18 protein-coding genes are annotated in these 22,410 nt (G+C 45.1%); 14 read left to right on the top strand and 4 right to left on the bottom strand.

Features of this window, described 5'->3' with window-relative positions:
* Positions 1-112 precede the first annotated feature (112 nt).
* The gene (gene purL, locus J4N43_RS12405) at positions 113-4,006 is read left to right on the top strand and encodes a phosphoribosylformylglycinamidine synthase (RefSeq protein WP_158159576.1); all 3,894 of its coding nucleotides are present in this window, start codon (positions 113-115) and stop codon (positions 4,004-4,006) included.
* A 296-nt stretch (positions 4,007-4,302) separates the two neighbouring features.
* The gene (locus tag J4N43_RS12400) at positions 4,303-4,611 is read left to right on the top strand and encodes a DUF3622 domain-containing protein (RefSeq protein ID WP_025998700.1); all 309 of its coding nucleotides are present in this window, start codon (positions 4,303-4,305) and stop codon (positions 4,609-4,611) included.
* Between the two features lie 90 nt (positions 4,612-4,701).
* Here J4N43_RS12400 and J4N43_RS12395 read toward each other — a convergent pair whose 3' ends face one another.
* The 3 genes from J4N43_RS12395 to J4N43_RS12385 all read right to left on the bottom strand — a co-directional run bounded on the left by J4N43_RS12395 (position 4,702) and on the right by J4N43_RS12385 (position 8,779).
* Positions 4,702-5,142, bottom strand: coding sequence for a hypothetical protein (locus tag J4N43_RS12395; protein WP_053350263.1), 441 nt, complete (start codon positions 5,140-5,142; stop codon positions 4,702-4,704).
* A gap of 118 nt (positions 5,143-5,260) precedes the next feature.
* Positions 5,261-7,447, bottom strand: coding sequence for a TonB-dependent receptor domain-containing protein (locus tag J4N43_RS12390; RefSeq protein WP_252094115.1), 2,187 nt, complete (start codon positions 7,445-7,447; stop codon positions 5,261-5,263).
* Between the two features lie 264 nt (positions 7,448-7,711).
* Positions 7,712-8,779, bottom strand: a complete 1,068-nt coding sequence (locus J4N43_RS12385; protein ID WP_042521202.1) for a succinylglutamate desuccinylase/aspartoacylase family protein — start codon at positions 8,777-8,779, stop codon at positions 7,712-7,714.
* A gap of 330 nt (positions 8,780-9,109) precedes the next feature.
* On the opposite strand from J4N43_RS12385, the gene J4N43_RS12380 reads away from it, so the two are divergent.
* A complete protein-coding gene (locus J4N43_RS12380; RefSeq protein WP_005381596.1) occupies positions 9,110-9,649 on the top strand; it encodes a DUF3332 domain-containing protein in 540 nt (179 codons plus the stop codon).
* Between the two features lie 64 nt (positions 9,650-9,713).
* On the opposite strand, the gene J4N43_RS12375 is transcribed toward J4N43_RS12380, so the two are convergent.
* Entirely contained in the window at positions 9,714-11,186 is a 1,473-nt protein-coding gene (locus tag J4N43_RS12375) for an aminoacyl-histidine dipeptidase (protein ID WP_053350265.1), read from the bottom strand.
* 453 nt (positions 11,187-11,639) lie between these two features.
* Between J4N43_RS12375 and vcdP the strand changes: the two genes are divergently transcribed.
* The 11 genes from vcdP (at position 11,640) to ribBA (ending at position 22,336) form a co-directional block, all read left to right on the top strand.
* The gene (gene vcdP / locus J4N43_RS24645) at positions 11,640-11,726 is read left to right on the top strand and encodes a small protein VcdP (protein ID WP_017635687.1); all 87 of its coding nucleotides are present in this window, start codon (positions 11,640-11,642) and stop codon (positions 11,724-11,726) included.
* 483 nt (positions 11,727-12,209) lie between these two features.
* On the top strand, positions 12,210-13,499 hold the full coding sequence (locus J4N43_RS12370) for an NCS2 family permease (RefSeq protein WP_005381592.1): 1,290 nt from the start codon (positions 12,210-12,212) through the stop codon (positions 13,497-13,499).
* Positions 13,500-13,762: 263 nt separating this feature from the next.
* A complete protein-coding gene (gpt, locus tag J4N43_RS12365) occupies positions 13,763-14,227 on the top strand; it encodes a xanthine phosphoribosyltransferase (protein ID WP_005381590.1) in 465 nt (154 codons plus the stop codon).
* A 91-nt stretch (positions 14,228-14,318) separates the two neighbouring features.
* Positions 14,319-15,566, top strand: coding sequence for an esterase FrsA (gene frsA / locus J4N43_RS12360; RefSeq protein ID WP_005381586.1), 1,248 nt, complete (start codon positions 14,319-14,321; stop codon positions 15,564-15,566).
* A gap of 115 nt (positions 15,567-15,681) precedes the next feature.
* A complete protein-coding gene (gene crl, locus J4N43_RS12355; protein WP_005381584.1) occupies positions 15,682-16,071 on the top strand; it encodes a sigma factor-binding protein Crl in 390 nt (129 codons plus the stop codon).
* Positions 16,072-16,192: 121 nt separating this feature from the next.
* Complete coding sequence (proB, locus tag J4N43_RS12350) at positions 16,193-17,332, top strand: glutamate 5-kinase (RefSeq protein WP_005383771.1); 1,140 nt, start codon at positions 16,193-16,195, stop codon at positions 17,330-17,332.
* Between the two features lie 17 nt (positions 17,333-17,349).
* Positions 17,350-18,600: a glutamate-5-semialdehyde dehydrogenase gene (locus tag J4N43_RS12345; protein ID WP_053350266.1), complete on the top strand. Its 1,251-nt coding sequence runs from the start codon at positions 17,350-17,352 to the stop codon at positions 18,598-18,600.
* 206 nt (positions 18,601-18,806) lie between these two features.
* Complete coding sequence (nrdR, locus tag J4N43_RS12340) at positions 18,807-19,256, top strand: transcriptional regulator NrdR (protein WP_005381578.1); 450 nt, start codon at positions 18,807-18,809, stop codon at positions 19,254-19,256.
* A 7-nt stretch (positions 19,257-19,263) separates the two neighbouring features.
* Complete coding sequence (ribD, locus tag J4N43_RS12335; RefSeq protein WP_053350267.1) at positions 19,264-20,391, top strand: bifunctional diaminohydroxyphosphoribosylaminopyrimidine deaminase/5-amino-6-(5-phosphoribosylamino)uracil reductase RibD; 1,128 nt, start codon at positions 19,264-19,266, stop codon at positions 20,389-20,391.
* An 8-nt stretch (positions 20,392-20,399) separates the two neighbouring features.
* Positions 20,400-21,053: a riboflavin synthase gene (locus J4N43_RS12330; RefSeq protein ID WP_053306528.1), complete on the top strand. Its 654-nt coding sequence runs from the start codon at positions 20,400-20,402 to the stop codon at positions 21,051-21,053.
* Positions 21,054-21,226: 173 nt separating this feature from the next.
* The gene (ribBA, locus tag J4N43_RS12325; RefSeq protein ID WP_005381573.1) at positions 21,227-22,336 is read left to right on the top strand and encodes a bifunctional 3,4-dihydroxy-2-butanone-4-phosphate synthase/GTP cyclohydrolase II; all 1,110 of its coding nucleotides are present in this window, start codon (positions 21,227-21,229) and stop codon (positions 22,334-22,336) included.
* The last annotated feature ends 74 nt before the right edge of the window (positions 22,337-22,410 follow it).

Below are 22,410 nucleotides of genomic sequence, written 5' to 3'. Positions count from 1 at the left end.
TAATGCGCTCGCAATGACGAGGTGGAATCGGCATAGGTTCGACAGGGCTTATTTTAAGTGTCTGAATTTATTCCAATATCACCTTAATCAATTGCATAAGAGACCTAAGCACATGAGAATTTTGCGTGGCTCCCCAGCTCTTTCTGAGTTTCGTGTTAATAAACTACTGGAACTTTGTCGTGAACAAGATCTGCCTGTAACTGGCATTTATGCCGAGTTTATGCACTTTGCCGATCTAAAGTCAGACCTTGATGACCAAGAGTTAGAAAAACTTGAAAAGTTACTAACTTACGGCCCAACCATCGAAGAGCATGAGCCTGAAGGTCTTCTACTTCTTGTCACGCCTCGTCCTGGCACTATCTCGCCTTGGTCTTCTAAATCTACCGATATCGCTGTTAACTGTGGTCTGGATAAAGTGAAACGTCTAGAGCGTGGTACGGCTTATTATGTCGAATCTTCAGTTGTTCTATCAGAAGCTCAAGCTGACGCTGTTAAAGCGTTAATTCACGACCGTATGATGGAAACAGTATTCACAGAATTTGAAGCCGCATCAGCATTATTTACTGTTGCAGAGCCTAAGCCTGTCGCACATGCTGATATCTTAGCTGGCGGTCGTCTTGCGCTTGAAGAGGCAAACGTTTCCCTTGGCTTGGCACTCGCAGAAGATGAAATTGATTACTTGGTAGAGAACTTTACTAAGCTTGGGCGTAACCCAAACGACATTGAATTGATGATGTTTGCTCAGGCGAACTCAGAGCATTGTCGCCACAAAATTTTTAACGCAGATTGGACTATCGACGGGGTAGATCAACCTAAGTCTTTGTTCAAAATGATCAAAAACACTTTTGAAACGACACCTGACTATGTGCTGTCTGCATACAAAGACAACGCAGCCGTTATGACAGGTTCTAAAGCGGGGCGTTTTTTCCCTGACCCTAAATCTCGTCAATACACGTACCACCATGAAGATACGCACATCTTGATGAAGGTAGAAACGCACAACCACCCAACGGCAATCTCTCCTTGGCCGGGCGCATCGACTGGCTCAGGCGGTGAAATTCGTGACGAAGGCGCGACGGGTATCGGCGGTAAGCCAAAAGCGGGTCTGGTTGGTTTTACAACCTCTAACTTACGTATTCCTGGTTTTGAACAGCCATGGGAAACCGACTTCGGCAAGCCGGGTCGTATTGTGAATGCGTTAGACATCATGCTTGAAGGTCCTCTTGGCGGCGCGGCATTCAACAACGAATTTGGTCGTCCAAATCTATTGGGTTACTTCCGTACTTACGAAGAAAAAGTCACTTCTCATGCGGGTGAAGAAATTCGTGGTTACCACAAACCAATCATGATTGCTGGTGGTATGGGTAACATCCGCGATGAACACGTACAGAAGAAAGAGATCCCTGTAGGTGCGAGCCTAATCGTACTTGGTGGTCCGGCAATGAACATCGGTCTTGGTGGTGGTGCGGCATCTTCCATGGCATCTGGTCAGTCAGCAGAAGATCTGGACTTCGCTTCGGTACAGCGTGAAAACCCAGAGATGGAACGTCGCTGTCAGGAAGTGATCGACCGTTGTTGGCAGTTAGGCGACGATAACCCAATCGCATTTATCCACGATGTGGGTGCAGGCGGTATCTCTAACGCATTGCCTGAACTTGTCGACGACGGTGAGCGTGGCGGTAAGTTCCAATTACGCGATGTACCAAACGATGAGCCGGGCATGAGCCCACTGGAAATCTGGTGTAACGAATCACAGGAACGTTACGTTCTAGCGGTAGCGCCAGAAAACATGGAAGCATTCGACGCCATCTGTAAGCGTGAACGCGCACCGTATGCAGTGGTGGGTGTGGCGACAGAAGAGCGTCATCTAACGCTAGAAGATTCTCACTTCGACAATACGCCAATCGATATGCCAATGGATATCCTGCTTGGTAAGCCACCGAAGATGCACCGTGACGCAACCACACTAAAAGTGGAAAGCCCTGCCATTGTTCGTGATGGTATTGAGCTTAATGAAGCGGTGGATCGCGTACTTCGTCTTCCTGCTGTTGCAGAAAAAACATTCCTAATTACTATCGGTGACCGAACAGTAACGGGTCTGGTTGCTCGTGATCAAATGGTTGGTCCTTGGCAGGTACCAGTAGCAAACTGCGCAGTAACAGCGGCAAGCTACGACACTTACCATGGCGAAGCAATGTCGATGGGTGAGCGCACGCCAGTGGCATTACTAGACTTTGGAGCATCGGCTCGCCTAGCCGTTGGTGAGTCACTAACGAACATTGCGGCAACAGACATCGGTGATATTAAACACATTAAACTGTCTGCGAACTGGATGTCTCCAGCGGGTCACCCAGGTGAAGATGCGGGTCTTTACGAAGCAGTGAAAGCGGTTGGTGAAGAATTGTGTCCTGCGTTAGGTTTGACTATCCCAGTAGGTAAAGACTCCATGTCGATGAAAACCAAGTGGGAAGAAAACGGCGAGAGCAAAGAAGTCACTTCTCCACTGTCGTTAGTTATCACGGCATTTGGTCGTGTGGAAGACGTACGTAAGACCGTGACTCCACAACTACGCACTGACAACGGAAAGACTTCTCTAGTTCTTGTTGACTTGGGTAACGGCAAAAACCGCTTAGGTGCGACAGCATTGGCACAAGTATACAAACAGCTGGGTGACAAACCTGCTGACGTAGATAATGCAGAGCAGCTAAAAGGCTTCTTTGATGCAATGCAAGCGTTAGTACGTGATGACAAGCTAGTGGCTTACCACGATAAAGGCGACGGCGGTCTTTTTGTTACACTGGCTGAGATGGCATTCGCGGGCCACTGTGGCGTAAAAGCGAACATCGCAGAGCTGGGTGATGATGCGCTAGCCGTTCTATTTAACGAAGAGCTAGGTGCGGTTGTTCAAGTTAAGAATGATGATCTAGATTCAGTTCTATCTACTCTGGCGGCAAACGGCTTAGAGGCATGCTCACATGTGATTGGTTCTGTTGAAGCTTCAGACGACTTTGTTATCACTTCTGGTGATGCAGTTGTGCTTGAACGTTCACGTACCGAACTACGCGTTATCTGGGCTGAAACAACGCATAAGATGCAAAGCCTACGTGATAACCCAGCGTGTGCAGACCAAGAGCACGAAGCTAAGAAAGACAACTCTGACCCGGGTCTAAACGTTAAGCTCAGCTTCGACGTAAATGAAGACGTTGCAGCACCGTACATTGCGAAAGGTGCTAAACCTAAGATGGCAATTCTACGTGAGCAGGGCGTTAACTCCCACGTCGAAATGGCAGCAGCGTTTGACAGAGCAGGCTTTGAAGCAACCGACATCCATATGAGCGATATCCTAACAGGCCAAGCGGTACTGGATGAATACCATGGCCTAGTAGCTTGTGGTGGCTTCTCTTACGGCGACGTACTAGGTGCGGGTGAAGGTTGGGCTAAGTCTATCCTGTTTAACGCACAAGCTCGTGAACAGTTCCAAGCCTTCTTCAACCGTGAAGAGACGTTCTCTTTAGGTGTATGTAACGGTTGTCAGATGCTATCAAACCTGAAAGAGCTGATCCCAGGTGCAGACTTGTGGCCACGTTTTGTGCGCAACGAATCTGAGCGTTTTGAAGCGCGCTTTAGTCTAGTTGAAGTTCAGAAATCTGATTCTGTATTCTTCGACGGCATGGCTGGTTCGCGTATGCCAATCGCGGTTTCCCACGGAGAAGGACGTGTAGAAGTACGTGATGCAGAGCACCTAGCAGCGATTGAAGCATCAGGTACGGTTGCGGTTCGTTACGTGGATAACCTCGGTAACCCAACACAACAATACCCGAACAACCCGAATGGTTCGCCAAACGCGATTACCGGTTTAACAACAGCAGACGGTCGCGTAACTATCATGATGCCTCACCCAGAGCGCGTATTCCGCACAGTTGCAAATTCTTGGGCTCCGGAAGGTTGGGGTGAAAATGGCGCTTGGATGCGTATGTTCCAAAATGCCCGTAAGAATATCGGTTAATTAACCAAAGGTTAATGTAGCTTAAGTAAAGCGTTGGTTGAGAGACCAGCGCTTTCTTTTTTCTTATCACTCTTTTTTTCTTCGTCGCTCTTTCTAGTGACTTGGCGAAACGTTGCTTTGTTCTGCCTCTTCTTTGTCATCTATTATCTAGCGTAAAAAACTTGCAGCGTTTAGATTACTTTTATGCTCTAATACCGCGCTTACCAAGGGATGGTGTTAAACAGCTCAGCTTAGATGGAGTTATCAAGTTGACCGAATCCCTGATTGATCCCTAAATCCCTTAGGAAATGAAAGAAATGTCTAAGAATCCAAAATTTGCTATCCGCGTCACTGAAAAACGTAACGGCTGGAGCGCAGAAATCACTCGCCAAGTGACATCTCGTAAGACTGTAGTATCAAAGCGTGAAACAGGCTTTGACAGCGAAGAGAAAGCACAAGCTTGGGCTGAACAAGAACTGGCTGGATTTATCCAAAACCAAGTGGTTCGTAACGAGCGTAAAGCAGCGCAACGTCAAGAGCGTGAAGCAGAACAACTAGCGGCAAAAGTTCGTAAAGAAGAAGCCCGCAAAGCACGTGAAACCGAAGTAGACACTGACGAAGAATAAGTTTAAATCGGTGAGATGGTGACGTTACCCATCAAACAAATAGTGAAAATGCCCTGAGTTTTGTCTCAGGGCATTTTTTATTTATATCGGCTAAAAACAATCCGATGATACGGACAGGCTAAACGTGCCGTCTTCAGGGGCTGCAAATTGTTTATTGCCAGGAAGAAGGTGAGGGTTATTAGCATAAGTGCGATGTGTCGATTTGACCTTTGCAGAATGTCTTTCCGGTAAATCAAAGTGTTGTAAGCCGTCAGATAGATCGTTTGCTTCACCGTAGTCGAAATGTGTTGCGACGTCTTTGGGCTGCTTGGCGTTACGACAGTGATCCGGCTTACCATCTTCGTGCCAAGTTAAAGAGTTAGTTTTTGCATCTAGATTCAGGTTATTTGCTGTTGGCTGTGCGTAAAAATCTTCTGAAACTTGGTGCTTGCTTTGTTCTTGTAAGTAGTCTGCAATGTTCTCAGAAGCTTGCGCTAGGCTACCTACAGGGAAGAAGCAAATCAGAAGAAGCCGTGTTTTTAGATTGTTCATAATGTGTATGCAAGCAAAAGGAAATGATAATACTGATAAATAAAACGGCGTGCAATTATGGCCATTGGATACGATATAACAGGGCAGTTAATGTCTGCCCTGCATCTTTTAGGTATGGTTAGTATTGATAAGTGAGGTGCAGTTTGACTTCGCGACCAGGCGAAGGCACGCCATTAGATAGGTATGCTTCGTAGTAACGATCGGTTAAGTTTTTCACAACCGCGCCAACGCTCAAGCCTTCGACTTGTTGTATTTCCCAAACCACGTAAGCGTTTTGTAGCGTGTATTGCTCACTTGGCGATTTCACTTTTAAATTATTACCGCTTGCCTTGGTTTTGGTTTGCGCATCATACCAACGGACTTCCCAGCCCGTACGTAAACCAGGAATCCATTCGTAACCTAAACCCAGATTAATGTTTAATGGCGGTACATCAGGATGATCATCATCTGAACCTGTAGAGTCAGATAGGCTACCTTTGTTTTTGCCGCGAATGTAACTTGCTGAGAAATTACTGTAGAAATCTTCAATCCGGTATTGTGAAATTAGCTCAAAGCCATAGTTTTTAAAGCCATCTAGGTTTGTATTCCAGCTTTGTAACTCAGTAGTATTTTTGTCGAGGTTTTCGCCCGTTCGTATATCAACTGTGTCGCTAACATCGTTATAGAACATAGTTAACTCTGTTGCGAGGTTATCGCGAGAGTTCACCAGCCCTTCCGTTAAGTTGATAACGCTTGCTTGATAAGCATGGATACGAGACACGTCCAGATTCAAAGCAGTAGCCGTAGCGGTAGCTCGCGCATATTGCACTGAGTAGATGTTATCAACGGTTGGTGCTTTTAAAGCGTAGGCGTAGGAGGCGTTTAAACGCGTATTATTGCTCGCATCAAAGTCGATATCCAAACGTGGGCTAAAGCCTTTATGCGTCGTTTCAGTGTAGTTATGTCCGGCAGCTGGATCATTATAATCCGGCGCTGCGTTCCCTTTTCCTTCACTCTTGATGTATTCGTAACGCAGAGAAGGTGTGATTGTTAGGCGCTCTGTTGCTTGATAGTGATCAGCAATGTAAGCGGCATAAATTGACTGCGTGCCAGATGGTTCGTAGTAAGGGGTGTACCAACCGTAGTTTTTCGCTTCATTACTGTCGTATGATGCGTTGAATACTAACGAGTCTCTATCGGTTTTTTGATATTGAAGCCCAGTGACTAGAGTGTGATCTCCGAATTGCGCTTGGTTAAACACATCAACGTAATCACGCTCGTAACTCAGCCATGACTCATGACCGTAACTGCCAACAGAAACGAACATTTTCTCGAATGCTACGTCAGGGCGAACCCAATGACGATCGTTTTCGGAACGTGCCATTTTGATATTGAAATCAATATACGGGTTAGTCGGCATGTAGTGGTAAGAGATGGTCGTGGTGTTGTCCGTGTATTTGTTATCGACGGTGTAAGCGTATTGGGCTTTTTCTAATGAGCCGTATTTCTTGATATTGTATTCGTTGATGTTAGGCATTTTTCCGCGGCGGTTAGCCCAAGGTTTACGACCTTCATCTTTGTAGCGAGTGTGGCTAATTTCAAACTCGTGATCGTTGTTTTCATAACCGACCTTTACGAGCATGTTTTCTTGCTCATAACCTGAGTAATCCAGCGTTTCACCACCTCCGACTTTAATGTCATCAGAATCTTTTACCGAGCCATTCGCTAGAAAATAAAAACCAGTATCGTTTTTACCATAGAGTGTTAGCGTGTAGGCGTTCTCATCGCCGTTGGTGTTGTATGCACTTGAGATGCGAGCACCAAAGTTTCTTTCGCCGTACAGGAGATCATCGACACTTTTGGTTTTAATGCGAATGGAGCCACCAAACTTCCCGTTGAGTGCTCGATAGTCGTGCGCGCCCTTGATAATTTCTGCTTCGCCAATTAAGAACGGATCAAAAAAGAAGGTACCGTAGCGGTATTGTTGAAAGCCAATTGGAGCGCCATCGACAAACACGGCGATATCGCTTGGATCATCAAAACCACGAATGTTAATACGTTCGCCACCAGAACGACCGCCACCATCTAATGATGCACCGGGAACGGCATCGATCATTGAGGCAAAATTAGAGTACTGTTGCTCTTCAATCTCTGACCAATTAATGGTGGTTTGCGCAGGCTCAGCAATGGTAATAGGTTTGGCATAACGAACGCCTATGACTTCAAGCTCTTCATTTGGCGCTGTCTCGGCATATGAATAAAGAGGGAAGAGCAAAGCCAGTGAAATGAGATTTACTTTGAATGGATGACTTTTTAATCGTTTCATATTGATGATTTATAGTGTTTTTTATGAAGCTGGGATTATAAGAACATTATTACGATTAATAAATGATAATGAGATTAATTATCAAATGTGTTTTTGCGACGGATTGTAAAGTTTTTTATCCATTCTTGGAAACTGCGATAAGTATCGTTAGCGTACGTAAAACAAAAAGCCCAGCATCATGGACGCTGAGCTTATTGGCTTTAAACAAGATAGTGCGAGCACTGTTGCTCCTTTTGAGCTAATCAGGCGCCTACTTGGTAGGAATTACTGAGTTTCTAACGGTATCTGTCCGGTGGTCAGCGGCTCGGCATCGAATTCAGTGAGGCCTTCAATATAGCTTTCGACTGCTTGCTCTAAAGCATTATCACCTTGGTTAAAATAGGCAAGGTGGAAAATTGCATCGCCTTCGTTCACCAATGGTAATGTTTGTTGACCGATAACCAAACCACGCTTCGGGGCTTTTAGTTCTATCTCATCATGACCAAGAGGAGAGCTAATATAAGCGAGCGTTTCCCCCTGTTCTACTTTGTCTCCCAGATTAACGACAGTACGCAAAATGCCGTTACCTGACGCGCGAACCCAGCTGGTGGACTTCGCTATGATAGGCTCAGGCAGCTTTTTCCTGCTCGCACGCAACATACCAATGGCTTGCATTACGCGCCGAACCCCGAGCACACCAGCGCTGATCGAAAGTGGATCAAAACGCAATGCTTCGCCAGCCTCGTAGGTGAGCACTGGAATATCACATTTTTCTGCTTCACTGCGTAAAGAGCCATCACGCAATGCTGAATCAACAATCACTGGCGTCGAAAATGCTTGAGCAATACGTAGAGTTTCTGGGTTGCTTAAGTTTGCGCGAATCTGTGGCAAGTTCGTGCGATGAATTGCCCCTGTGTGTAGATCCAAAATGTAGTCACAACGCTTGGCAATGTTGTTAAAGAACCCGTGTGCCATACGAGATGCAAGTGCGCCTTTTTCACTGCCAGGAAAGCAACGGTTGAGATCTCGTCGGTCGGGCAAGTAACGAGATTTATGGATGAAACCAAAAACGTTAACGATAGGTACTGCAATGACAGTGCCTTTCAGTTTTTGTGGATCCAGTTGGTTAATGATCTGACGAACGATTTCTACGCCATTAAGCTCATCACCATGGATAGCAGCATTCACCATTAACACTGGTCCTTCTTGTTTCCCATGGATGATTTCCACAGGAATAGATAAAGGCGAATGTGTATATAGCTTCGCTGCTTCAAATTCGATCTCTAATCGTTGTCCTGGTTGTATTTGATGTCCTAAGAGCTCAAACACTTTGCTTTTTTTACTTCTGGCCATAAACCATCTCTGTCAAATGCGTCATCAGCAATGTAACAATTGCTGCAAAATCGCACTAATCATTCTCATTAAGGACACGACAAATTACTTTAATCGTCATGCGTGAAATTTTGGTATGTGTGAAGTTTTTGTTTTCAATATGATCTTTTCTATCAGTTTAATACATAACAAGACATAGAGAAGAGTGCGCAATAATAGCCTTAAAAAATGTGACTGTATTAAAAATAATACTGTTCATGGAGGACAAAAAAACGGACTTTTAACCCTACTTTTTATCCGATAATATCCGCGCCGAATTTGAGGTTTCACACTTTCTAACTAGAGGTTTTGATGAAAAAGGCAATTGCTAAAATTGGTGCATTGACTGCGGTAGCAGTTTCACTTTCAGGTTGCGTAGGTAGTAATGCCGTGACAGGTTATGTCATGGGGTTTAACTTGAAAGCTGTTGACAACCGTTACGCTCGAGGTGGCCTAAATATGCTTTTAGCGCCTGTTTATGGTGTCGCGATCGCAGCGGATTATATCGTGTTTAACTCTCTAGAATTTTGGACGGGTAAGAACCCGTTAAATGGTAAGCCACATATCTTCGATACAAAGGTAGATACTTACATTGATGTCAATCACCAGTTAGATAAGTCGTTAACGACGGCACCAATCGCACCATTAGCGGATAACCGTGTCATTGAGCAGGGGCGAATGCAGCAAATCGATGAGAACACTGTTCAAATGGATATTACTTACAGTAACGGTGAAAAGGCGACACTCATGGGTGTACGCGATGGTGAGTTTGTTACTTACTACATTGATGGTGAAGTTGCTGCACAAACCTCAATGGATGAGTTAGCCGCTTACGCGCAAAACCGTGTGTAGTTGGGTTCAACTAAACCAAAAAAAGGGTGCCGTATGGCACCCTTTGTCGTTTTTCGTGATTGAATTATGCTTTCTCTGGAATCGCTTCTAAAAGCGCGACCATCTGTTCCCAGTACAACTGAACAGTATCAATCTTCACTTTCTCATCTGGAGAGTGAGGGAATTTTATTGTTGGACCGAAAGAAACCATATCCATGTGTGGGTATGGTTCTTTAAATAGGCCACACTCAAGACCAGCATGGATGACCATGATGTTCGGCTTATGACCGTAAATGCCTTCATACATATCACGGAAAATTGCCATGATCTCGGAATCTGCATCTGGCTTCCAGCCAGGGTAAGCGCCTGAGAACTGAATTTGTGCGCCTGCTAGCTCAGTAATCGAGCGCAGCATGCTTTCCACTTGGCTACGGCCAGAGTCAATGAGAGAACGAATCAAGCAAAGCACGGTGACTTTATTTTCTTCTGTGCTGATCACACCAACGTTTAGAGAAGTTTCAACAACGCCTTCCACCTCATCACTCATACGGATTACGCCGTTTGGACAAGCGTTAAGTGCCGCAATGAATCGTTGCTGATCGGCGATTGAAAATACTTGCGCGTCAGTCGTGATCACTTCATTAAAGGTTACGATACCTGTTTCGATTTTACCCAATTCAGTTTTAAGCAGCTCAGTGTAGTGGTTGAACAGCTCAGCAAGCTTGTCTTGGTTTTCGACAGGAAGCGCGACAGTAACAAACGCTTCGCGAGGGATTGCATTACGTAAGCTACCACCACGGAATTCGACTAAACGTAAATCAAGCTCTTGAGCATGACCGGCAAGGAAACGACCAAGTAATTTGTTGGCATTACCGCGACCTGTGTGAATGTCACAACCTGAGTGACCACCTTTTAGGCCTTTCAGCGTCAGTTGGCGTGTTACAAAACCTGCAGGCGTTGATTCTCGAGAAATATCGAAAGTCATGGTGCCATCAACGCCACCTGCACAACCCATGTAGACTTCGCCTTCTTGCTCAGAGTCTGTATTTAGAAGAATCTCACCCTCTAACCAACCAGCTTCAAGGCCAAATGCGCCAGTCATGCCTGCTTCTTCATCAATCGTCAGCAGAACTTCGAGTGGACCGTGCTTAATATCTTTAGATGCCAATACAGCAAGGCAAGAAGCCATACCAATACCGTTATCTGCACCAAGCGTCGTGCCTTTCGCAGTTACCCATTCGCCATCGATGTAAGGTTGGATTGGATCTTTGGTGAAGTCGTGTTCAGTGTCTTCGTTTTTCTGCGGCACCATGTCGATGTGTGCTTGAAGTACAACAGCCTTCTTATTCTCCATTCCTGGTGTCGCGGGCTTTTTGATGAACACGTTACCGGTTGGATCACGGCGAACGTCAAAGCCTTGCTCTGTTGCCCAGTTGATAATGTACTGTGCTAATGCTTCTTCATGTTTCGATGGATGAGGGATAGAACAAATCTTATCGAAAAACTGCCAAAGTGGAGCAGGTGATAAGGTACTGATCTCAGAATGGAACTCAGACACGGAGGACTCCTTTTGATGTGCTTTGCCAAATATATACCGTAAAAATGTTGTCAAGGTAGCATTAAATGCTAGACGATTTGGCCTTCAAATTGCCGTTAGCATACCACCAGATAAGAAGTACGAGTAGTCGCGATCACAAGGATTTCTCTCAGAACTGTCACAGTTTGTGAATACAATAACAAGCACTATGTGTTCTCTATCATACATTCTGAAAGTGGCTTTATTTTTTAATTCATAAAATTGTAATTTAATTACATGTAAACTTTGATAAAGGTCAATTTATGTATTTTTTGTGATTTCAGTCACTAAAATGCTTGTAATTAAATTTCTTGGTGGTATATTTGTAACCAGCTTCTGAGAGAAGAATGAAATGCTCAAAGGATGAGTCCGTTTTATCGCCTCCAAGGAACCGAGAAATCAACGAATGTTTAATTGATTTAAAAGGTGATAGTTATGAAAGGTTTACCAAGTACAATGTTCTGGAATAGCAAGTCTGTTTACACCGGTAACTTTGTATACCCAACAAGCTTTGGCTACTAAGTGAAGTCAACGCATGTGACTCGAACAGTTTGTTCACCCCTATAAATTGGAATTTTTTTTCAGTGATAGTGCTGACATGATTCACCGCCACCCAAATTGGGTGGCGTTTTTTTATCTCTATTTTCTCTTCCTGACTCACTTATTGCCATCAAAGCCTTCTTCTATTCCCCATTCTTCGGTTTTATCGACTTTTCCATCAAATCTGTTAGATACCATGTTTAAAATGGGCCTTTTTCATCTGAAAGTTTAGTACATTGCTCAGTTTTTATTCTCTTTTAGAGAACTGTGTTATCTGGGTTACCTATTGTTTTATAAGAATATATTTCTTTACTTGCTTTGATGGGTTAGAGAATGTGTTTCATATCCAAAGAAAAAAAACGCATTAGAGTGAAGATTCTATCTAGAATTTGCTATTTGATAACTTTATAATTCCCGCCAATCGATTACGCAACCGTTTACTTTTTACCTTTACAGGATTCGATCATGCTCGAGAGGCTTTTTAAACTCAGTGAAAATGGCACAAATGTGCGCACTGAGATCATTGCAGGTGTTACGACCTTCCTAACTATGGCTTACATTATTTTTGTAAACCCAGCGATCCTGTCGGATACCGGTATGGACCGTGGCGCCATTTTTGTCGCAACTTGTCTTGCTGCCGCAATCGGCTGTTTTATCATGGGATTTGTTGCCAATTACCCAATCGCACAGGCACCAGGAATGGGCCTGAACGCATTTTTTACTTACTCTGTTGTATTAGGAATGGGTTATACGTGGCAAGTTGCGTTGGCGGCTGTATTTGTTTCTGGCCTTCTGTTCATTCTTTTAAGCGTATTTAAGATCCGTGAGTGGATTATTAACTCGATCCCGCATTCTCTACGAACAGGTATTTCAGCTGGTATTGGTCTTTTCTTAGCGTTTATCGCATTAAAAAATGCAGGTATCGTCGTTGATAACCCAGCGACATTAGTTTCTATGGGAGAGATCACATCATTGCCATCTGTATTGGCCGCGATTGGCTTCTTTCTTACGATTGCATTGGTTCACCGTGGTGTGAAAGGTGCGGTGATGATCGCTATTCTTGGCGTTACAGCGCTTGGTCTTCTATTTGGTGATGTGCAGTGGGGCGGTATTATGTCAACGCCACCAAGCATTGCGCCAACTTTCATGCAACTGGATTTCTCTGGTTTGTTTGAAGTAGGCATGATTTCCGTCGTATTTGCTTTCCTATTTGTCGATTTATTTGACACCGCAGGTACGCTCGTTGGCGTTTCTCAAAAAGCAGGTCTAACTGATGAGAATGGCAACATCCCTCGTTTAAACAAAGCGTTACTTGCAGACTCAACAGCAACGTCAGTAGGTGCATTACTTGGTACCTCTAACACGACATCTTATATTGAAAGCGTTTCTGGTGTGGCTGCGGGTGGGCGTACTGGTCTAACAGCCGTGGTTGTTGGTGTACTCTTCCTACTTGCTCTATTGTTCTCACCACTTGCGGGCATGATCCCTGCTTATGCAACGTCAGGTGCGCTATTCTATGTGGCGATCTTGATGCTGTCTGGGCTAGTAAGCATTGATTGGCGTGACTTAACTGAAGCGTCGCCAGTTGTTGTGACTTGTTTGGTGATGCCGCTAACATTCTCGATTGCAGAAGGTATCACGTTAGGCTTTATCGCATACGCGGCGATCAAATTATTTAGCGGCAAGGGCCGTGAAGTGTCGATGAGTGTATGGGTGATGTCAGCCATCTTCATCGTTAAATACCTCGTCGGTTAATTTCTCGAGCAAAAAGCCAGTGTGGATTTATTCACGCTGGCTTTTTCTTTTTTACGTTGTTCACAGAAGACGGTTTTTCTGCGGAATAGGCAGAGAATTTTGATATCACCGTTGGTATTAGCGGTGTGTTTCGGTAGAATAATCGTTTGCGCAGCTTGAAATCCTCGTCTCCAAACATTTTGGAGAAGTTAGTGAGCATTCCGCTTTTGAGTGACTTCGCTAGATTTTGAGGATGCATATTTTCAAATTATTAGGTTATTACAATGAGTAAAAAATTCATTATCACTTGGGATGCAATGCAGACTTACTGCCGTGAACTGGCTGAAAAACAAATGCCAGCTGAGCAATGGAAAGGAATTTGGGCGGTAAGCCGCGGCGGTTTGGTTCCTGGCGCTATTTTGGCTCGTGAACTGGGTATTCGTTACGTTGATACAATCTGTATTTCAAGCTACGACCATGATCATCAGCGCGATATGACGGTACTAAAAGCACCTGAAGGTGATGGCGAAGGTTACCTAATCGTTGAAGACCTAGTAGACAGTGGTGATACAGCGCGCAAACTACGTGAGATGTATCCAAAAGCGAAAATGATCGCTGTGTGTGCGAAACCATCAGGCAAAGAGCTGCTGGATGATTACGTTGTAGATATTGCTCAAGACACTTGGATCGAGCAGCCTTGGGATATGTCAATCCAGTATGCTGAGCCAGTAAACCGCAAGCAAAAATAAACGCGGTTAAAGAATATTGAGAAATGCCCCTTTATAGGGGCATTTTTTTTATTATGATATTAAATCATGCTAATAGCCTAGGGTTCTTCCTATGTCTGAAGACGTCAGTAAAAATCTTTCCGAAACTTTGTTCGTGAAACATAAGCAAGCAAAAGAAACCTCCGCGCTTACCCAGTACATGCCGACCAGTAAAAAAATACTTGATGAACGAGAAGCGCAAGGTGATCGTGCTTGGTATCGTCATTTGCGTCGCTTGCAATGGGCTTGGCAAGGATTGTCTCCGATCGAAATGGAAGGCGTACTGTCCAAAATTGCTTCATCTTCTCACTCGCGAACCAATGATGATTGGTTAGACACTGTAATGGGTTATCACAGTGGTAACTGGACATTTGAGTGGATCAAGCTTGGTATGGATCATCAGAAGCGAGCAAATGAAATGCAAGGAGAAGAGGCAGCGGATGAACTCTTCACTGCTTCTTTGTGTTTTAGTATTGCAGGCTACCCACATTTAAAAAATGACAACTTGGCATCGCAAGCTCAAGTTCTGGCAAACAAAGCGTATTCTGACGGCGCAGAAAAAACTAAGTACACCATCAAGCAAATTGAAGTGCCTTACCAAAATCGCAAAATCATCGCGAACCTCCATTTACCAAGAACGGATAAACAGTTGCCTGTGGTAATGGTGAGCGCTGGTTTGGATACCCTACAAACCGACATGTGGCGTTTGTTCCGTAATCGTCTTGCACCGCGAGATATTGCGATGTTAACTGTGGACATGCCTTCGGTAGGGCATAGCTCTCATTGGCCCTTGACCGAGAATTCAAGTTGCCTACATCAAGCGGTATTGAATGAGCTTTACTCGCTACCTTGGGTTGATCATCACAAAGTGGGGTTAGTTGGGTTTCGTTTTGGTGGTAATGCCATGATCAGACTCTCTTTTGTCGAGCAGGAAAAGATCAAAGCTTGTGTCGCTCTAGGCGCACCCGTACATGATATTTTTACTTCCCCTCAGAAGTTACAAAAAATGCCGAAGATGTATTTAGATCTTTTGGCTTCCCGTTTGGGGAAAAATGCGGTTGATATTAATAGCATGGCTGGTCAGATGATGGCGTGGTCATTGAAGGTTCAGGGCTTCCTGAGCAGTCGAAAAACCAAAGTGCCTATTTTGGCTTTGAGTCTTGAAGGCGATCCAGTGTCGCCACACAGTGATAATCAACTTGTTGCTCTATTTAGCCAGTATGGTAGAGCAAAAAAAATCAGTTCCAAAACAATTACAAAAGGATATGAGCAATCCCTCGATTTAGCCATAAAGTGGCTAGAAGATGAATTATTAGGGTGACAATTCTCCTAAATTAGTTAAGAGTGATATATCTGAGCAAAAAATAAGCTCATGATAATTAAAAATAATAATCATTCTTGGGTGTTTACTTTTAACTATGAAAACGGAGATTCATATGTCAGAGACGACTCAGGGCCCGACTCACTTTCGCTTGATGTCAAAGTTGAAGGCGATAGGGCCTTACCTGCGCGAACCACAATCGCAAGAAGGGCGCTATTATTTTGATTGTTTATCTGTATGTGTAGACGACAAAAAATCGCCTGAGAAGCGTGAATTTTGGGGCTGGTGGATGGATTTGGAATCCATCGAGGGAGGCTTTACTGCTAAATATCATATTGGCAAGTACAACAAAGAAGGGCAATGGGTATCTGAAGCCCTTCCCAAAAAAGTGGTAGAGGAAGTGTATCTCACGCAGAGCACATTCCATCAAAAGCTGGTTGATACTTTAGAAGAACACTTCAAATTAGAAGTCGAATATCACACGGAGTCTTTCGATTTCGCTTAATTTGGTTGTTTTCATTTAATACCAAGCAAAAAGGTGCGAAAACGCACCTTTTCTCTTGTTAATTCTCTATTTGATTGTTAAAACATCCTCTCTTTATTTGTTTTTCACTTCAGAAGACATCATGACAACGAATCAACAAAATGCAGTTGTTTCACAACCACAAACTGTCGTTGTGAAACTGGGTACAAGTGTGCTGACAGGCGGCACTCTGGCACTCGACCGTGCACACATGGTTGAGTTAGCACGCCAGTGTGCTGAGCTTAAAAAACAAGGCCATTCAATCGTAATGGTTTCGTCTGGTGCGATTGCAGCAGGCCGTGAGCATCTTGGTTACCCCGCATTGCCCAACGAGATGGCGAGTAAGCAGTTACTTGCCGCGGTGGGGCAGAGCCGCTTGATTCAAACATGGGAGTCTTTGTTTGGTATTTATGGTATCAAGATCGGCCAAATGTTACTAACCCGTGCCGATTTAGAAGATCGTGAGCGATTCCTTAACGCGCGTGACACTATTAATGCGCTCGTTGCGAACGATATTGTTCCTATCGTAAACGAAAATGATGCCGTTGCGACTAGCGAGATTAAAGTTGGCGATAACGACAACCTTTCCGCTTTGGTAGGCATTTTATGTGGTGCAGATAAGCTCTTGCTTTTAACGGACCAAAAAGGTCTGTTTACTGCTGACCCTCGTAAAGATCCGAACGCAGAGCTTATCAAGGAAGTAAAAACCATCGACGACACGCTGCGTAAAATCGCAGGTGGAAGCGGTACAACATTGGGTACTGGTGGTATGGCAACGAAGCTGCAAGCCGCAGACATCGCTCGCCGCGCGGGTATCGAGGTTATTATTGCTGCTGGTAGTGCGCCGAATGTTATCTTTGACTCTTTAAGTGCTGAACCTCAGGGCACGCGCTTCCTACCTTGCGCTGAAGCCTTAGAGAACCGTAAACGCTGGATTCTAGCGGGACCTGCGGCATCGGGCGACATCGTTATTGATGATGGTGCAGTCAATGCTGTGGTCGGCAAGGGGAGTAGCCTACTTGCTAAAGGGGTCATCAAAGTTAGTGGTGACTTCGCACGAGGCGAAGTGGCGCGTGTAACAAACGCTCACGGTAAGTTGGTGGCTCGTGGCATCAGCGCCTACTCAAGTGATGACCTAACTAAAATTACGGGCAAACACAGTAAAGATATCATCTCTATTTTGGGGCATGATTATGGCTCTGAGGTGATTCACCGCGATGATCTGGTCGTCATTCAGGAATAGAATTAGAGGGAAGCAAAGTGGATTTAACGAATATGGGTAAAGCTGCTAAAGATGCAGCTTTCGAATTAGCGACAGCGTCAACTGCGCAAAAGAACCAAGCATTAGCCATCATCGCTGATGAGCTAGAAGCAAACTCCGCTGCTATTTTGGCGGCAAACGCTAAAGACATCGAACTTGGCCGTGAAGCGGGTTTAACCGATGCGCTGCTCGATCGCCTTTTGCTTAATGAAGAACGATTGACTGCAATTGCGAATGATGTTCGCAACGTCATTAGCTTGAACGATCCTGTAGGCAGCGAAATAGACAGTAAGGTACTGGAAAATGGGATGTCACTGTCTCGTCGTCGTGTGCCGCTTGGTGTCGTAGGCGTAATTTATGAAGCGCGTCCAAACGTAACCATTGATATTGCAGCGTTGTGCTTGAAAACCGGCAACGCAAGCATTTTACGTGGTGGCAAAGAGACATTTTTCTCGAATATGGAATTAGTGAAGGTTATTCAGTCTGCGCTCGCAAAGGCGAACCTTCCAGCCGCTTCTGTGCAGTACATTGAAAAACCAGATCGTGAGCTTGTTTCTCAATTGCTTAAGTTGGACGATTACGTCGACATGATCATTCCACGCGGTGGTGCTGGCCTACACAAAATGTGTAAAGAAAACAGCACGATTCCGGTGATTATTGGTGGCTTTGGTATCAGCCATATCTTTGTCGACGAATCCGCTGATCTAGAGAAATCCCTGAATGTGGTTGAGAACTCTAAAGTTCAACGTCCATCTGCGTGTAACTCATTAGATACGCTGCTCGTGCATGAAAAAATTGCAGCGCAATTCCTACCAATGATCGTAGAGCGCATGAACGATAAAGTGACCTTCGTGACAGAGCCTAAGGCAAAAGCAATGATGGCTCAAGCAACACAAATTCGCGATGCTGTTGAAGGTGACTTTGATACGGAATGGTTGAGCTACACTCTTGGTGTAAAAGTTGTGTCTGATGTGAAAGATGCCATTGATCATATGCGTGTCCATAACGCGAGCCACTCAGATGCGATCATGACCAATAGTTTGGAAAACTCAGAACTGTTCATCAATTCTGTCGGTTCTGCGGCGGTTTATGTGAATGCTTCAACGCGCTTTACAGACGGTGCGCAATTTGGTCTTGGCGCAGAAGTCGCAGTATCTACGCAAAAGCTACATGCACGCGGTCCGATGGGCTTAGAAGAGCTAACTAGCTACAAGTGGGTTGGTAAAGCGAACTACTTAGCACGCAGTTAACACATTCGACGAGATCTTGAGTGAAAAAGGGGCCTTTGCGCCCCTTTTTGTTTTGTCTAACATACCAATTCCGCTACACTACATGAGCTTTTATTTCGGTTTGAAAGCGTTATACCCAAATAGCTTTAATAGAGTCCGTATAACCATGAACGCGTGGTTATCCGTGATTGCTCATGAGGTTATTTTGGTATAGATATGGAGGTGATATGCATTGTCCTTTTTGTTCCGAGAACGATACCAAAGTTATTGATTCCCGCTTAGTGGCTGATGGCCATCAAGTTCGACGTCGCCGTCAGTGCTTGGCGTGTAGCGAGCGTTTCACTACGTTTGAAAGCGCAGAGTTAGTGATGCCTAAAGTGATCAAATCGAATGGCAACCGTGAACCATTTGATGAAGATAAAATGGTTGGCGGTATTCAACGCGCTTTAGAGAAACGCCCAGTGAGTGCCGATTCTATAGAGTTAGCGATCAGTATGATCAAATCACAACTGCGTGCGACGGGTGAGCGAGAGGTTCCGAGTGAAATGATTGGTAATTTAGTCATGGACCAGCTCAAAGAGCTCGATAAGGTGGCTTACATTCGTTTCGCTTCCGTTTACCGAAGCTTTGAAGATATTCGCGAGTTTGGCGAAGAGATTGCCCGCCTAGAAGACTGAGTAGCTCATGACTCAACACACTCCTGAAAGAGCGTTTTCTGATTTAGATTTCGCCATGATGTCACGAGCTATTAAGTTAGCGAAACGTGGCATTTATACCACCGCCCCTAATCCAAATGTAGGGTGTGTCATCGTTCGTGATGAAGAAATTGTCGGTGAAGGCTATCACCATCGTGCTGGTGAGCCGCATGCCGAAGTGCACGCGATGCGCATGGCGGGTGAAAAAGCAGTTGGTGCAACCGCTTATGTGACGCTAGAACCTTGCTCTCATTACGGCCGTACACCGCCATGTGCCGAAGGGCTGATTAAAGCCAAAGTGGCACGTGTGGTTTGCGCCATGGTAGACCCAAACCCGAAAGTTGCAGGTCGCGGCATCCAGATGTTACGTGATGCCGGAATTGAAGTACAAATCGGCTTGTTAGAGCAAGATGCCCTTGCCCTTAACCCTGGTTTTATAAAGTACATGCGTACAGGCATGCCGTTTGTTCAATTAAAAATGGCAGCCAGTTTGGATGGGCAAAGCGCACTCAATAATGGTCAGAGCCAATGGATCACCTCCCCAGCGGCCCGCCAAGATGTGCAGCGTTATCGAGCAATGAGTGGTGGCATTCTTTCTACTAGCAAAACGGTGATTGATGATAATGCATCACTCAACGTGCGCTGGGATGACTTACCTAATAGTGTTCAAGCGCAGTATTTACAAGAAGAGCTTCGTCAACCAGTACGTGTAATCTTAGATCGTCAGAACCATTTAACTGATGCGCTCAAGCTGTTCCATACCGATGGAGAGCGAGTTATTGTTCGCTCTGATGGAGACTGTATCCCTCTATTGGACAGCGCTGACCAAATTGACTTATCAACGACATTAAAACGTATCTCTGATGAGCACCACATCAATCACTTATGGGTTGAAGCTGGAGCTACGCTAGCGAGTGCGATGATAAAGGCTAATCTTGTAGATGAGCTCATTGTTTACCTTGCGCCAAAACTCATGGGCAGCGATGGTCGGGGGCTTATCGGTGCTTTAGGGTTAAGCGCTATGGCTGACGTCATAGATTTAAACATTACAGACGTTCGTATGGTTGGGGTAGACATTCGCATCACCGCCACCATAAAACGTAATGAAATTAGATAAGAAATAGTATGTTTACAGGAATAGTAGAAGCAGTTGGCAAGTTAGCTGCGATTACGCCGAAGGGCGAAGACATCACCGTCACGGTTGAAACGGGTACGCTTGATATGTCAGACGTTAAGTTAGGCGATAGCATTGCGACCAATGGTGTTTGCTTAACGGTAGTTGACTTCGGAAGCCACTATTACAGTGCTGATCTGTCATTAGAAACCTTGAAGAAAACTGGGTTTTCTGAATACCAAGTAGGCGATAAGGTGAATCTAGAAAAAGCCATGTTGCCAACAACGCGATTGGGTGGACATATCGTTTCTGGCCATGTCGATGGGGTTGGTGAAATTGTCGAACGCAATTCAGTTGGCCGTGCGATAGAGTTTTGGGTTGCAATGCCTGCGGAAATTAGCAAGTACGTTGCAGAGAAAGGCTCGATTACTGTTGATGGTATTAGCCTAACCGTCAACGACTTACGTAAAAATGCTTTTAAGCTGACGATCGTTCCTCATACGAGTGAAGAAACTACGATTGACCAGTTTCAAGTGGGGCGCAAAGTCAACTTAGAAGTTGATGTACTTGCGCGTTATATGGAGCGTTTACTGCAAGGACAACAAGAAGATAAGGCCGAGTCTCGTATCACGATGGACTTTTTACAGCAAAACGGTTTTGCATAAGTCTTGGGAGTGGCTGCGTGAGGCATGCGATAAAGAGCAGACTCACAGAACACCGCGAGATTCATTGACTTGCTTAATGCAAAGCTCAAACTATTGACCTAACTAGCATTCACTGCAACGTAATTTTTCATTGCTGTCGCAATAACAAATTTAGAATAACGGGATAACAGACTATGCCAATCAGTACGCCACAAGAAATTATTGATGATATTCGCGCAGGCAAAATGGTCATCCTAATGGATGATGAAGACCGTGAGAATGAAGGTGACTTGATCATGGCTGCCGAGCATATTACGCCGGAAGCCATCAACTTTATGGCAACCTATGGCCGTGGCCTGATTTGTTTAACCATGACCAAAGATCGTTGCGAAAGTCTAGGTCTGCCACCAATGGTGCAAGACAATAATGCGCAATACACCACCAACTTTACTGTTTCGATTGAGGCAGCAGAAGGGGTAACGACGGGTATTTCAGCCGCAGATCGCGCACGTACCGTTCAAGCAGCAGTCGCGCCAAACGCTAAAGCTGCGGATTTGGTGCAGCCTGGTCACATCTTCCCTCTCGCAGCTCAAGACGGCGGTGTACTGACTCGCGCAGGTCACACTGAAGCTGGCTGTGATTTGGCTCGTCTTGCTGGTTTAGAGCCAGCATCGGTGATTGTTGAGATCTTAAATGACGACGGCACGATGGCTCGTCGCCCAGATCTAGAGATCTTTGCAGAGAAGCACGGTATTAAATTGGGCACTATTGCCGACCTAATTGAGTACCGCAATAACACTGAGACAACGATTGAACGTGTGGCTGAGTGCAAGTTACCGACAGAGTTTGGCGAGTTCACGTTAGTCACGTACAAAGACACCATTGATAACCAAGTGCACTACGCAATGTGCAAGGGCGATTTGAAAGAAAAAGCGCCACTGGTTCGCGTTCATCTTCAAGACGTTTTTACCGACTTACTACGTAGCGATCGTAATGCAGAGCGCAGCTGGACACTAGATAAGGCAATGAAACGCATTGGTGAAGAGGGCGGTGTACTGGTTGTTCTTGGCCATGAAGAATCGACCGATCTACTTATTCATCGCGTGAAGATGTTCGAAGCGCAAGACAAAGGTGAAGCACCAACGCTTGCTAAAAAACAAGGCACGTCTCGCCGTGTTGGCGTTGGTTCACAGATTCTTGCGGATCTCGGTGTACATGATATGCGTCTTCTGTCATCGACCAACAAAAAGTACCACGCGTTAGGTGGTTTTGGTCTGAACGTTGTTGAGTACGTCTGCGAGTAACAACCGAACAATAAGTTCCTAGTCTTTGACGTGCTTAACTCGTCAATGGCTAGGAACCAGTGATTTGCCTCCAA

Source organism: Vibrio sp. SCSIO 43009 (genome assembly GCF_023716525.1).
In the GTDB taxonomy this organism is placed as follows: domain Bacteria; phylum Pseudomonadota; class Gammaproteobacteria; order Enterobacterales; family Vibrionaceae; genus Vibrio; species Vibrio alginolyticus.
This window is presented reverse-complemented; position numbering and strand designations above follow the sequence as displayed.

Excerpts from the sequence above, each read along its gene's own strand:
- J4N43_RS12400 (WP_025998700.1), top strand. The coding sequence starts at position 4,303 with ATGTCTAAGAATCCAAAATTTGCTATCCGCGTCACTGAAAAACGTAAC.
- J4N43_RS12380 (WP_005381596.1), top strand. The coding sequence starts at position 9,110 with ATGAAAAAGGCAATTGCTAAAATTGGTGCATTGACTGCGGTAGCAGTT.
- ribBA (WP_005381573.1), top strand. The coding sequence starts at position 21,227 with ATGCCAATCAGTACGCCACAAGAAATTATTGATGATATTCGCGCAGGC.
- J4N43_RS12390 (WP_252094115.1), bottom strand. The coding sequence starts at position 7,447 with ATGAAACGATTAAAAAGTCATCCATTCAAAGTAAATCTCATTTCACTG.
- frsA (WP_005381586.1), top strand. The coding sequence starts at position 14,319 with ATGTCTGAAGACGTCAGTAAAAATCTTTCCGAAACTTTGTTCGTGAAA.
- vcdP (WP_017635687.1), top strand. The coding sequence starts at position 11,640 with ATGAAAGGTTTACCAAGTACAATGTTCTGGAATAGCAAGTCTGTTTAC.
- purL (WP_158159576.1), top strand. The coding sequence starts at position 113 with ATGAGAATTTTGCGTGGCTCCCCAGCTCTTTCTGAGTTTCGTGTTAAT.
- J4N43_RS12330 (WP_053306528.1), top strand. The coding sequence starts at position 20,400 with ATGTTTACAGGAATAGTAGAAGCAGTTGGCAAGTTAGCTGCGATTACG.
- ribD (WP_053350267.1), top strand. The coding sequence starts at position 19,264 with ATGACTCAACACACTCCTGAAAGAGCGTTTTCTGATTTAGATTTCGCC.
- crl (WP_005381584.1), top strand. The coding sequence starts at position 15,682 with ATGTCAGAGACGACTCAGGGCCCGACTCACTTTCGCTTGATGTCAAAG.
- J4N43_RS12370 (WP_005381592.1), top strand. The coding sequence starts at position 12,210 with ATGCTCGAGAGGCTTTTTAAACTCAGTGAAAATGGCACAAATGTGCGC.
- gpt (WP_005381590.1), top strand. The coding sequence starts at position 13,763 with ATGAGTAAAAAATTCATTATCACTTGGGATGCAATGCAGACTTACTGC.
- proB (WP_005383771.1), top strand. The coding sequence starts at position 16,193 with ATGACAACGAATCAACAAAATGCAGTTGTTTCACAACCACAAACTGTC.
- J4N43_RS12395 (WP_053350263.1), bottom strand. The coding sequence starts at position 5,142 with ATGAACAATCTAAAAACACGGCTTCTTCTGATTTGCTTCTTCCCTGTA.
- nrdR (WP_005381578.1), top strand. The coding sequence starts at position 18,807 with ATGCATTGTCCTTTTTGTTCCGAGAACGATACCAAAGTTATTGATTCC.
- J4N43_RS12385 (WP_042521202.1), bottom strand. The coding sequence starts at position 8,779 with ATGGCCAGAAGTAAAAAAAGCAAAGTGTTTGAGCTCTTAGGACATCAA.